Source organism: Chitinophaga cymbidii (genome assembly GCF_007992715.1).
Classification (GTDB): Bacteria; Bacteroidota; Bacteroidia; order Chitinophagales; family Chitinophagaceae; genus Chitinophaga; species Chitinophaga cymbidii.
This window is the reverse complement of record NZ_BKAU01000001.1, coordinates 357,966-370,049: the sequence shown is the minus strand read 5'-3', so window position 1 is coordinate 370,049 and position 12,084 is coordinate 357,966. Positions and strand designations below refer to the sequence as shown.

At 52.0% G+C, this 12,084-nt stretch carries 10 protein-coding genes; 6 read left to right on the top strand and 4 right to left on the bottom strand.

Annotation, left to right across the window (positions count from 1 at the left end; translation table 11 throughout):
- Positions 1-45: 45 nt before the first annotated feature.
- From CCY01nite_RS01450 to CCY01nite_RS01440, 3 genes are read left to right on the top strand one after another with little or no spacing between them, the layout of a single operon-like run.
- Positions 46-945 carry a zinc-binding metallopeptidase gene (locus CCY01nite_RS01450; RefSeq protein ID WP_146857526.1) on the top strand — a complete coding sequence of 300 codons (900 nt, stop codon included), beginning with the start codon at positions 46-48 and terminating at the stop codon, positions 943-945.
- A 6-nt stretch (positions 946-951) separates the two neighbouring features.
- Positions 952-2,259 carry a DUF4302 domain-containing protein gene (locus tag CCY01nite_RS01445; RefSeq protein ID WP_146857525.1) on the top strand — a complete coding sequence of 436 codons (1,308 nt, stop codon included), beginning with the start codon at positions 952-954 and terminating at the stop codon, positions 2,257-2,259.
- A gap of 38 nt (positions 2,260-2,297) precedes the next feature.
- Positions 2,298-2,879, top strand: coding sequence for a hypothetical protein (locus CCY01nite_RS01440; RefSeq protein ID WP_146857524.1), 582 nt, complete (start codon positions 2,298-2,300; stop codon positions 2,877-2,879).
- Positions 2,880-2,962: 83 nt separating this feature from the next.
- On the opposite strand, the gene CCY01nite_RS01435 is transcribed toward CCY01nite_RS01440, so the two are convergent.
- The 4 genes from CCY01nite_RS01435 to CCY01nite_RS01420 all read right to left on the bottom strand — a co-directional run bounded on the left by CCY01nite_RS01435 (position 2,963) and on the right by CCY01nite_RS01420 (position 5,779).
- Positions 2,963-3,817 (bottom strand): nucleotidyl transferase AbiEii/AbiGii toxin family protein, encoded by an 855-nt coding sequence (locus tag CCY01nite_RS01435; RefSeq protein WP_146857523.1) that lies wholly within the window; start codon positions 3,815-3,817, stop codon positions 2,963-2,965.
- Entirely contained in the window at positions 3,814-4,452 is a 639-nt protein-coding gene (locus CCY01nite_RS01430; protein ID WP_146857522.1) for a type IV toxin-antitoxin system AbiEi family antitoxin domain-containing protein, read from the bottom strand. The genes CCY01nite_RS01435 and CCY01nite_RS01430 overlap by 4 nt, the downstream gene beginning before the upstream one ends.
- Before the next feature lie 69 nt (positions 4,453-4,521).
- Positions 4,522-5,181 carry a (4Fe-4S)-binding protein gene (locus tag CCY01nite_RS01425; protein WP_146857521.1) on the bottom strand — a complete coding sequence of 220 codons (660 nt, stop codon included), beginning with the start codon at positions 5,179-5,181 and terminating at the stop codon, positions 4,522-4,524.
- A gap of 67 nt (positions 5,182-5,248) precedes the next feature.
- Entirely contained in the window at positions 5,249-5,779 is a 531-nt protein-coding gene (locus CCY01nite_RS01420; RefSeq protein WP_146857520.1) for an RNA polymerase sigma factor, read from the bottom strand.
- Between the two features lie 149 nt (positions 5,780-5,928).
- Between CCY01nite_RS01420 and CCY01nite_RS01415 the strand changes: the two genes are divergently transcribed.
- The 3 genes from CCY01nite_RS01415 to CCY01nite_RS01405 all read left to right on the top strand — a co-directional run bounded on the left by CCY01nite_RS01415 (position 5,929) and on the right by CCY01nite_RS01405 (position 12,063).
- Positions 5,929-6,870, top strand: a complete 942-nt coding sequence (locus CCY01nite_RS01415; RefSeq protein ID WP_186830843.1) for a FecR family protein — start codon at positions 5,929-5,931, stop codon at positions 6,868-6,870.
- 187 nt (positions 6,871-7,057) lie between these two features.
- Entirely contained in the window at positions 7,058-10,483 is a 3,426-nt protein-coding gene (locus CCY01nite_RS01410) for a SusC/RagA family TonB-linked outer membrane protein (RefSeq protein WP_246129818.1), read from the top strand.
- Between the two features lie 14 nt (positions 10,484-10,497).
- Positions 10,498-12,063: a RagB/SusD family nutrient uptake outer membrane protein gene (locus CCY01nite_RS01405; protein ID WP_146857518.1), complete on the top strand. Its 1,566-nt coding sequence runs from the start codon at positions 10,498-10,500 to the stop codon at positions 12,061-12,063.
- Positions 12,064-12,084: the final 21 nt, after the last annotated feature.

Sequence of the window (12,084 nt, the reverse complement as noted above, 5' to 3'; positions counted from 1 at the left end):
TAATGCGAGGTTCCATCTGGCCCGTAAAAAATCAGATATTAGCAGATGAAACATCTTACCATATTGATCCTCCTGCTTTGCGGCACACTGGCGGCCTGCAACAGGGAAGACGCCCTGGGAAATGTAGACGACATCGACCTCGATGGCGACACCTGGGTGCACGGTCCCATCGATTTCTGGATCAGGGACAGCCTCACCACGCCGCTGAACGTATCCGTCAAATACAAATGGGACCAGGGCGAGCTGGATTTCAACAGAACGCTGGTGCCGCCCAAAGAAGAAAAGATCATCCCCGTATTGAGTGCCATCAAAAAAGTATGGCTCGATAATTACATCGCGGAAGCGGGAGAGCTGTTCATGAAGCGGTATTGTCCCAAGTTCTTTGTGCTGGTAGGCAGCGCCAGTTATAATACAGACGGCACCATCACCCTCGGTACCGCCGAAGGAGGCCGCCGCATATTGCTGTACGTGCTGAACGACTTCCGCATCAAGGGCATGCCTGGTTATGTACCCAGTGATTCCAACAATGTGAAGATGATGTTCCACACCATCGAGCACGAGTTCGGTCATATCCTGCACCAGACGGTGATGTATCCCGAAGATTACAAACGTATATCCGTAGGCGATTATACCTCTAACTGGAACAACGTGACCGACGATGCGGCCCGTCGGGACGGTTTCATCACTGCTTACGCCATGTCCCGCGCGGATGAGGATTTTGTGGAAATGATCTCGATGATGCTGGTGGAAGGCAGGGGAGGATTTGAAAACATTATCAACGGTATCACGCAGCCCGGTCCGAACGGCACCACGCCCGAAGAGGCGAAAGCAAAGCTCCGGCAGAAAGAAGCGATGGTAGTCGCCTATTTCAACGACACCTGGGGCATCAATTTTTACAGCCTGCAAGCGCGCACCCGGGCCTCCATCAATGCATTGATAAAATAACGACAGATGAAAAGAACGCTATTATATATACTCGCCGTCATCACCACGCTCTCCGCCTGCCGGAAAGACGACGACCCGATCTTTGACAAGTCGCCGGACCAGCGGATCAACGAAACGCTCGCCGCCTACCAGGCCGCGCTGGCCGGTTCGCAATACGGCTGGAACGGAGAACTGATAACGGCCGACAGCGTGGTATATCATTTTCATTTCAGCTTCAACGACGCCAACAGGGTGCAGATGTTTGCGGATATCGACTCCACCACCGCCGGCGTACGGAAAGAAAGCAGCTTCCGCCTCAAAGCATTGCAGCAACCCGCATTGCTCTTCGACACCTATTCCTACATCCACATCCTCGCGGACCCCGACGGTAGCGTAAATGGCGGCGCGTACGGAGAAGGATTGAATTCGGATTTCGAGTTTTCGCTCGATACGCTGACAGCGGAAAGCATCCGGCTCACCGGCCGCTTCAAAGGCAGCAAAATGACTTTGACAAAAGCCACGCAGCAGGATGAACAGAACTGGGTGAACGGCCAGTGGAAAAAGGCGATGCAGTTTGAATACTTCAGCCAGTACATTCTTCATTATTTCAAACGGCTGGTGATCGGTACACGCAACTATGAAATGACGGTGGACCATACCGCCAGAACGATCCGTTTTACATGGATCGGCACGAACGGCAACGTACAGCAGCATACGACCAATTACTATTATACCAGCGACGGCCTCACACTGGAAACACCCCTCACAGACGGCAGCACTACTATTAACTTTATCGCCAACATTGCATGGGATGCCGCATCAACCGCATTCCGCGCGCAGGTGAACGGCACTTCAACCGCCAGCATGCGGGGCGCGAATGCGCCGGTGAACGTGGACCTGGATGCGCCGCAAAGATGGTGGCTAACGCAGGCTTCTATTGGTTCTTACTGGATATCATTCAACGGCTTTCATGTGGATGGAGTGGACGATGCATTTGGCGTCCGGGACCTTCCCAACTTTTACTTTTTGCTTTTCTGGCCGGCGTACGGTGCCGATTTTGATCTTGGAGGATATGTTTTCCTTGAGAATGGCGGCTTGTCCCTCAATTTCGGGGCTGCTTTCAGGACACCGCCGGTATTTACTTCAAATGGAAGAATCATCTTCGACTATCTGCAAGGTCTTGGCAATATCCCGCCTGATGCGGAAGATGCCTATCTCAATACTGCTATAAAATTTAATGATCCCGGTGGATTTTACCTCGTACAGACCAGCCCTGCCAGCTACGACATGGTCAGTGCGAGCGATGCTAAAACCTGGATTTCATGGACGGAGTAACTAACAACCTATTTAATAACCAAAATCAATTTTGTTTTATGAAAAGGATTACAACCCGCATCTCATACGTTTTACTACTGGCTGCGGCAGTATTTGTTTCATCCTGCAGCAAAGATGGCGACACCGGCCCGCAAGGTGAACAAGGCCCTCCCGGTCCGGCCGGCCCCGCGGGCCCCGGCGGCCCGCAAGGTGAGCCCGGCACTGCGAATGTTATTTATTCAGACTGGCTGGATGTCACCTACGACGCGGTTACAAATGAAGCCGGCGATACGGTCGCTTTTGAAGCCTTCATGGACGCCCCGAAACTGACGAACGAGATATTATCTACTGGTGAGATAAAAGTTTATTTCAACTGGGGAACAGCCGCCGAAATGACGGTAGACCCGCTGCCTCTTTTTGATATTTATCTCGGAGGGGGCCTCAGCATTACCACTACATTTTCTGCGGAACAGATATACCTGTTTTCCAACTTCGATATGAGCACCTTTACCGATGCTAACGGGAAGCAATTTCAGTACCGGTATATCCTGATCCCTGGTGGTCAGACCGCCCGTTCGTCAAAAGCGGTTAACTGGGGGAATTATAAGGAAGTGCAGGCGTATCTTGGGTTGAAGGATTGAAACCAGATGGAAAGTTCCGATTTAATCTGATAGTCGGGCTAGAATACCAGGCAGCTGGCGGTTTTGTCCTCCAGCTGCTTTTCTTATTTATATTTTATTTTGTCAACAAGATCTTTGAAGTACGCGGAGGACCAAATATTCAGTTTCTTATCGTCCCGTATAAAAGGAAGAACGTCCTGCTTTATTTGATCCATTGATACCGCATCAATTTTGGCACGCAGCAAATCTTTAAACTGTTCGACAGACATTTCAGCCTGATCCCGGTTACCGCTATCCCGGGCTCTCAACGCCAAATGTGGCAGATGAAGAGGTATGCCTTTTTTAATATACCATTCCATATCATACCAATCTCTGCCCTTTACCCGATTAATCCATTTTCTGAACAAAAGAGCATGCATTTTCCCGGCAAACAGATCAGGCAGCACATAACATTTTGTGTAGAAGGAGAAAGGCTTGAGCAATAGTTTTTCTTCCGTTGTAAATCCCGGGGGAGGTTTTTTATCAACCTCCAGCTTGATCTTGATAGATGAACGCAGGTAATTCAATCCTTCCTGCGGAATGATGGCCTTTAGGGTAAGTTCCTGCCAGGTAGTGTCCGGCTTCAAAAATGCGGAGTCGATTTGAGATTGCCTTGTTTTTATCTTCTCCTTAATACTGATTTCCATCCCAAGCGCTGCAAATTCCTTCTGCATACCTTTAAGATAAGGCGCAAGGGAAAAATCCGGATCGGACTCCAGCAAAGAAAAGTCCAGGTCTTCAGAAAATCTGTCTATCCCATGAAAAATACGCAATGCAGTGCCTCCATAAAATGCAGCTACTTCAAAAAAACCGCTACGCTGAAGGCCAGCCAGTGCAATTTCCTGCATAATCTCCCTTAATGCTTGCTCAGCTTGTTCAAGGTTCGCCGGTCCATATTCTTCAATCCACTCTTTGATCATAGATTTTCCAAAGTTTTAATTAGCATTTCCAGGCTGTTTCTCTTGGGAGCAGCACTAAGCCAACTTTTTATTGCGGAGATGTCGAGCCGCATTAATTCAGAAAGGTCTATCCGCAGGTCGTTTTCTAAAAGTTCACGAGTTTGTTGCATACTGCGCAAAAGCAATCCTTTTGTCGTTACTATTTTGTCACAAAGTGCTTTTTCCCGCGATGCCATAAGGACGGTATGTGAGTCAGAAAACCTGACCTGCTGGATGCCAAAGCTATAATAAGGCAGGTCAGCGTGGATATAAGTGAACCTGCCAACAGATGTATGAAATGTTTTTGACAAGCCGGTGGTAATTGATCCGATAGCCCAAACCCTTTCAGGGATCATTCCCCAATGAGCTAACGCCGCTTCAAGAGAAACGTAGCTTGGACCATAAAGATGATTGGCGAGTAATGCCAGCGGCGGCTGTGGTAAATTAAGAGCTTTCCCTGTAATATAAAGTCCTCTCTTTATTGGAGTCAGCATCTGCTGCTTTTCCAGTTCCCGGACTTTATTATGCGGCCAGTTATATTCGCTAAGCACCTCCATTAGTATTTGCTGGGTGAGCGGCTGCCCGGCAAAGCGTTGTATTGACTGCTCAAATCGCATATTTTGTAAATTTTAAGATAGATAATGGAAAAATATCCCATTATCTATGTCAAATTTAACATATTTACGCTAAAAAATACCATCTTCCCCCTTCCCATCATAAAAATACCGCAACGCCCCCGACGGGCACCGCTTCACCTGCTCCACGATCCGCTCCGTGGAAGCCCCGTTCACATCTATCCACGGCTTCGCGTTCACATTGAACACCTCCGGCAGCTGCGAAACACACCGCGCGGAATGCTTGCAGAATTCAGGCTTCCACACCACCGTTACCTCACCGTTGCTGTACAGCACCTTCTTTTGCACGTCCTCCTCGCGGAACAGGTAAGTCCGCAGCTGAATATCCCCTTCCAGTATGCGGGAAACCGGACAGGCTTTCGCTATGTCCAGCAGCCGCGCCCGTTGCTCTTCGCTGAGGGGGCTGGCGAAGGAAATATCCCTGTCAAAGATGGTGATGATCTTGCCGTCTTTTTCCTCCTGGTAAAAGTTGGCATTCACCGTGATCTGCGGAATATCCCAACCCTTCCGGTCGATGTACATGCGCAGGGTAACCAACGTGCAGGAAGCCAGTGACGAAATAAGGAGCGTGAATGGGTCCGGACCGGTATCCTTGCCGCCGGAAGTGGCCGGTTCGTCCGTAATGAAAGTACCGTTGCGCCATTCTATGGTGCACTGGTATTTCTCCATGCCAATAGCGCCATGAACAGGTTTTTCCAGTTTGTATCGCATGATCTGACCTTTTTGTAGCCACTTAAAGGTAAGCAAAGCTACTTTATCACGCGAACCTGGTCCGGCCCTACACCTCCTCCCGCCGCGGCTGCAAATGCGCGAGATTATTTTTCAATGATTTCAGTGCCCTGTTCATCTGCACTTCTATCGTGCCGGTGCCGATATTCATTTCCGCGGAGATCTGCTTGTAGCTCATGGCGTGTTCCTTGTGCAGGCGGAAGATGATCTGCTGCTGGCGGGGCAGCTTGTTGATCGCCGTTTGTATCGCGGTATGCAGTTCGCGGTTCTCGATGTAATTCTCCGGAACATCCGCTACCGGTTCCGCCGCGTCGAGCGACAGCGACGTTTGCCTGCGCGCGGCCTTGCGCACTTCGTCGAGGAAAATATTCCTGGCGTAACATTTCAGCAGGGCCAGCACCGCATGATCGTCCTTCACCTGCTCCATGTTCTTCCAGAGCCGGATATAAGCCTCCTGCATGATGTCCTCACACTGCTGCCTGTCCCTGCACAACAAAGATAATGATGCATACAGCCGGTCGAAGGTATCTTCCACGATTACCCTGAACCTCTCTTGCGATATGTTACGGATCTGCATCATTTAGACAAATCTACGCAGCTAAAGTTAAGGAAATGTTAAGAAATGAAAGCTTGTATAGGTAGAATTTCAAAAAAACGTGTTTTAAATGGACGGGGGATCAATATATTATGATAGACCATCAATTATTAAGCAGATTTTTAAAGGGGGAAGTGACTGACGCTGAACGCGAGCAGGTATTGCAATGGCTGGAAAACCAGCCGGAAGACTGGCTCGACCGGTTCATGGACGAGCATTGGAACGATGCGGCCCCCGCCATGGAGGAACCCGCGAGATCGGAGAAGATCGCACAGATCGCATACCGCGCAACCCTGGAAGAGAGGATCCCCCGCCGTTCCTTCATCAGGAAGGCGCTGCGCGTAGCGGCCATGTTCACCGGCCTGCTGGTCATGTCCGCCGCCGTTTATTACCTGCTCAGCCAGCGCAGTACCGCCGTTGTAGCCAATGTACAGGTGAAAGTGCCTTTTAATGAAACACAGCGGGTCGTTTTGCCGGATCATTCTTCCATCACCCTCAACGCCGGCAGTACGCTGACTTACCCGGAGCGGTTTGCAGGCAGTACCCGCGAGATCACCCTGGAAGGAGAAGCCTTCTTTGATGTAACGCCCGACCCGTCCAGACCCTTCATCATCCACGCCGGCGGTCTGAATACCACGGTGCTGGGCACCACCTTTAATGTAATGGCCTATAAGCTGGCGCAACAATTCACCATCACGGTGCTCACGGGGAAAGTGGCGGTGATGGATACGCTTTCCCGCAAGGAGGTCACCCTGCTGCCGAAGCAACGTGTTTCTTTCAATACCACTACCGCGGAAATGACCACCTCCGTGGTGGAAAGGCCGGAACAGTCCATCGCCTGGAGCGAAGGCAAGCTCATCTTCGAAGATACGCCGCTGGCGGAAGTTGTAGAGAGATTGTCATTCCGGTATGGCGTAAACATCGTACTGGTCAACAAGCAGCTTGCAAATTGCCGTTTCAACGGCGAGTTCGAGCATGAATCGCTGGAAGATATTCTCAAGATCATTACTACACTGACACAAACCAAAATCAAAAGAGAGGGCACAACAATAGCGCTCTCCGGAAATGGATGCTAATTATTTATTCACCTTTAAAATTCTGCCATGAAAAAAAATCCTGATGATCTATGAATGTGAGCGCTCCATAATGCGCAAGCGAGGGGGAAATGAAGGTTGGATGCAGGGCTAGTGCACCCAACCTGGAAATAACCTTCAACTGTTGGTACAACAGGCTATTTCTTGTATGAATACAATCAACAAATTTATGTGGAAAAAATTACTTTGGGCGCAGAGATTCTTCAGCCTTGCCCTTGTATTGGTCATGGCCACCGCCACCGCCGGCATGGGCCAGTCCGATTTAACCAAAAAGATCAGTGTCAGCTTTAAGAACACGCCGCTGAAAGACGCGCTGAAAACAATCACACAAAAATCCGGTGTGGCATTCGTGTACACCTCCAATGATCCGGCATTCAAAGCGCCGGTGAACCATACTTCCACCAACGAAAGCGTGGAAGCCGTGATCAAAAATATACTGGCCCCCCTGCAGCTGCACTACCAGCTGGTCGCCGGTAAAGTACTGATCGAAAAAAACAAACCATCCACCACCTCTTCCTTCTCCCAGTCGCTGCTGCGCGTAAAAGGAACGGTAGCGGACGACGACGGTGCCCCGTTGCCCGGCGTTACCGTAGGCGTGAAAGGCACCAGTCTTGGTACGTCTACCAATGACAAAGGCGAATTTGAGCTGGCCGGCGTTCCACCGCAGTCCGTAATGGTGTTTTCCATCATCGGTTTCAGCCGGCACGAAGAATCACTGCGCGGCAGAACGAACCTGCAGGTATCCCTTGAAGCCACCGCCAGCAACCTGAACGAAACCGTTGTAATAGGCTACGGCACGCAGAAAAGAAAAGACCTCACCGGCTCCGTGGGCAGCGTGAACATGGAAGATATGAGCAAAGCGCCCGTCACCTCGTTCGATGAAGCGCTGGCCGGCCGCGTGGCCGGCGTGCAGGTGTCTTCCCGCGAAGGCCAGCCCGGCGCCGCCGTGCAGATCGTGATCCGCGGCAACAACTCCCTCACGCAGGACAATGATCCGCTCTACGTGATCGACGGCTTCCCGATAGAGAATGCCGATAACAACGTGCTCAATCCCGATGATATCGAATCCATCGACGTGCTGAAAGACGCCTCCGCCACCGCGATCTACGGTGCCAGGGGCGCTAACGGCGTGATCATCATCACCACCAAAAGAGGAAAGGTAGGCACGCCCGTGATCCGCTACAACGCCTGGTATGGCCTGCAGGAAAACATCCAGCGCATACCGGTGATGAACGCCTACGAATTTGTAAAGCTCCAGCAGGAGATCAACGTGGGCGACCTGGATGAGACCTATCTCGCCAACGGCGTTACGCTCGACGACTACAAAAATGTGGAAAGCATCGACTGGCAGGATAAATTGTACCGCACCGCGCCCATGCAAAGCCACTCCGTTTCCATGAGCGGCGGCACGGAAAAAACAAAGTATTCCGTATCCGGTCAGCTGCTGGACCAGCAGGGCACCATCATCAACTCCGCATTCAAGCGCTACCAGGGCAAAATGAACCTGGACCAGCTGATCGGCGAGCGGTTGAAGGTAGGCGGCAACCTCATGTACACCAATACACAGACCTCCGGTACTTCCCCTTCATCGCTCAGCGGATCTTCCATGAACAACCTGCTGTACAGCGCATGGGGCTACCGGCCTGTTTCTCCGCTCAATTCATCCAAACCCGTCAACCAGGATTGGGAAGAAGATCTGATCGATGACATGGTGAACTCCGGCACGGACTACCGCATCAACCCGTATCTCACCGCAACGAACGAATACCGGCTCCGTAACGTAAACAATCTCATCGTGAACGGATATGCGGAGTATGCCATTATGCCGGAACTGAAGCTCCGCATCAGCGGCGGCCTGAACCAGAATATCCGTCGTAACGATGCATTCAACAACTCACAGACCCGCAGTGGAAATCCCAACACAGTGTACGGTGTGAACGGTTCCATCATCTATTACGAATCCAGCACCTGGCTGAACGAGAACACGCTTACGTACGACAAGAAGTTCAACAAAAACAACCGCATCAACGTGCTCGGCGGCTTAACGCTGCAGGGAAATAACAGCAAGGTGCACGGCATGTCCGCCAACCAGCTGCCGAACGAAAAGCTCGGGCTGAACGGTTTGAGCCAGGGCGTACCGCAGCCGGTGACATCCTCTGAATCAGAATGGGCGCTGGCGTCTTTCCTCGCGAGAGTGAATTATACCTTCCGGGAAAAATACCTGTTCACCGCGTCGTTCCGTTCAGACGGATCTTCCCGCTTCAGGGGCAACAACCAGTGGAGCTACTTCCCCTCCGGCGCATTCGCATGGCGGCTGAAGAGCGAGCCTTTCATGAAAAGCATCAAATTCATCTCCGACGCCAAGATCCGCACCAGCTGGGGCATCACCGGCAACAACCGCGTAAGCGATTACGCTACTTATGCGCTGCTGGACTTCTCCACCAGGAATACCTACTATTCATTCGGCAACGAACTGCAGCAAAGCGCCATCCCCACCACGCTCGCGAGTGAAGACCTGAAATGGGAAAACACCGCGCAAACGGACGTTGGGCTGGACATCTCCTTCTTTAAATCAAGGATATCCCTGGCCGTGGACTATTACAAGAAAACCACCTCCGACCTGCTGCTGCTGGCCAGGCTCCCGCCAACCGTGGGATACGGCTCCGCTTACAAGAACGTGGGCAAGACCAGCAACGAAGGGCTGGAACTGGTGCTGAATACCGTGAACGTACAAACGAAAAGCGGCTTCACCTGGAGCAGCTCCTTCAATATCTCCTTCAACAGGAGCAAAGTGCTCGGCCTCACACAGAACCAGGAAGCGCTCACCTCTTCCATGAGCTGGGATTCCTGGTACGCCTCCGTGCCGATGTACATCGCCCGGATCGGTGAACCGCTCGGACAATTCTACGGCTATATCTGGGATGGCGTTTATCAGTACGACGACTTCAACCAGCTCCCCAACGGCAGTTACCTGCTGAAAGACGACGTGCCCACGAACGGCAACACCCGCGCGAACATCAAACCCGGCGATATCAGGTACCGCGACATCAACGGAGACGGGGAAGTGACCATTGACGACCGTACCGTGATCGGACGCGGCCTGCCCGTGCATATCGGCGGCTTCTCCAACAACTTCCGCTACAAGAATTTCGATCTGAACGTTTTCTTCCAGTGGTCTTACGGCAACCAGGTGATGAACGCCAACCGCATCAACTTCGAGAACGGGAATAAAGTGTACCTCAACCAGTACAAGAGCTTCGAGAACAGGTGGACGCCGGAAAATACCAACACCACCATGCCCCGCGCCGGCGGCCAGTTCGGTTACGTGTATTCCACCAGGACGCTGGAAGATGGTTCTTTCCTGCGCCTGAAGACCGTAGCGCTGGGATACAACCTGCCGTCTGCCATGCTGAAAAGAGCGAAGATCAAGAATCTGCGCGTATATGCGTCCGCACAGAACCTCTTCACCTGGACGAAATACACCGGCTCCGATCCGGAAGTAGGCATCGGTTATACGGCGCTCACGCCCGGGTTCGACTACTCTTCCTATCCGAGGGCGCGCACCCTTACGCTCGGTCTTAATCTTTCCTTATAATTAAATATCAGTGTATGAAACATATATTTTCCATCACCTGCCTTACTGCACTGGTACTGGTATCAGGATGCAGCAAGTTCCTGGATAAGGAACCGCTTTCCACTGTCTCTCCTTCCAACTATTATAATAATGAAGCCGAAGTAAATTCCGCGCTGGCCGGCGTATACAGCACGCTCAGCAGCGAGTTTATGTGGGGCGGCAGGATCCCCATCCGTCACAATGCCAGTACGGACGAATCTTTTCTGTCCTACAAAAGCTTTCCCACAGGGCCGTTCTGGTTCAATTACGATGCCTCCGATCCGCTGGTCACCGAGATGTGGACGCTGCTCTATGCGGGCATTGAGCGGGCGAACGTACTGCTTTCCAATCTCGATAAAGCCAACCTGGACGACGCGAAAAGGTCCATCGTGAAAGGACAGGTACTTTTCCTCCGCGCCTTCTACTATTTCACGCTCGTGCAATACTGGGGCGACGTGCCGCTGAAGCTCACGCCTTCCGCTTCGGTGAATAATGTGGACATTGCCAAAACACGCGCGCTGGACGTGCTCGTGCAGATTGAAAAGGACATGAAGGAAGCGGAAACCCTGGTGCAGGACGTAACCGACATCAACAACACGGAACGCATCTCCAAATCCACCGTGCGCGGTATCCTCGCGAGAGTATATCTCAAATGGGCCGGCGAGCCGTTCAAAGATGCCTCCAAATATGACGAAGCGCGCACCTGGGCGCTGAAAGTGCTGGAGCCGAACGTGCACGAGCTGAATCCCGATTACAGCCAGATCTACATCAACGAATGCCAGGACATCAGCGAATGGAAAGAATGCATCTGGGAAACCGGCAACTGGGGCAATAACAACGACGCCAACCGCATCGGCGGCCGTATCGGCAACGAAAACGGCGTGAAGTGCTCCGCCAGCGATCCTACCACCCTGGGTTATGCTTACGGTTTTATCAGCACCAGCTATAAATTGTATCATTTGTATGAAGATGGCGATCTGCGCCGGGATTGGGCGATCTCCACATATACCATGAACGCCGCCGGTGTGAAAACGCAACTCGCCGCCACAAAGATCTATGAAAGGAACTGTGCCAAATGGCGCCGCGAATATGAGTTGGTACGCCCGCTGAACAAGAACTACACGCCCACCGGTTTTCCCATTCTCCGGTATGCCGATGTATTGCTGATGCTGGCGGAGGCGGAGAATGAAGTGGCAGGCCCGGCTAACGCTTATCAATATATTAATATGGTAAGAAGAAGGGGATACGGCCTTCCGGTAAATACGCCCGATGCGGCGGTGGACCTTGCGGGGCTGGACCAGCTGTCCTTCCGCCAGGCCATCCGCGACGAAAGGGCGCGGGAGCTTTGCTTCGAGGGTTTGCGCAAGCAGGACCTGATCCGTTGGGGAATTTACCTGGACGAGATGGCTGATCAGGCGCTGGAGATCCAGGCGCATGGCGGTACCACCTTCCAGTACGCCGCGCAGGCCGCGGGCCGCGCAGCATCAAGGCACCTGCTGTATCCCGTGCCCTCCGGCGAAATGTCTTTGAACAAAGCGATGGTACAAAATCCCGGATGGTAACCCTCCAGAACATTAAAATAC

Coding starts and splice junctions, on each gene's coding strand:
- CCY01nite_RS01450 (WP_146857526.1), top strand. CDS start 46: ATGAAACATCTTACCATATTGATCCTCCTGCTTTGCGGCACACTGGCG.
- CCY01nite_RS01445 (WP_146857525.1), top strand. CDS start 952: ATGAAAAGAACGCTATTATATATACTCGCCGTCATCACCACGCTCTCC.
- CCY01nite_RS01440 (WP_146857524.1), top strand. CDS start 2,298: ATGAAAAGGATTACAACCCGCATCTCATACGTTTTACTACTGGCTGCG.
- CCY01nite_RS01435 (WP_146857523.1), bottom strand. CDS start 3,817: ATGATCAAAGAGTGGATTGAAGAATATGGACCGGCGAACCTTGAACAA.
- CCY01nite_RS01430 (WP_146857522.1), bottom strand. CDS start 4,452: ATGCGATTTGAGCAGTCAATACAACGCTTTGCCGGGCAGCCGCTCACC.
- CCY01nite_RS01425 (WP_146857521.1), bottom strand. CDS start 5,181: ATGCGATACAAACTGGAAAAACCTGTTCATGGCGCTATTGGCATGGAG.
- CCY01nite_RS01420 (WP_146857520.1), bottom strand. CDS start 5,779: ATGATGCAGATCCGTAACATATCGCAAGAGAGGTTCAGGGTAATCGTG.
- CCY01nite_RS01410 (WP_246129818.1), top strand. CDS start 7,058: ATGTGGAAAAAATTACTTTGGGCGCAGAGATTCTTCAGCCTTGCCCTT.
- CCY01nite_RS01405 (WP_146857518.1), top strand. CDS start 10,498: ATGAAACATATATTTTCCATCACCTGCCTTACTGCACTGGTACTGGTA.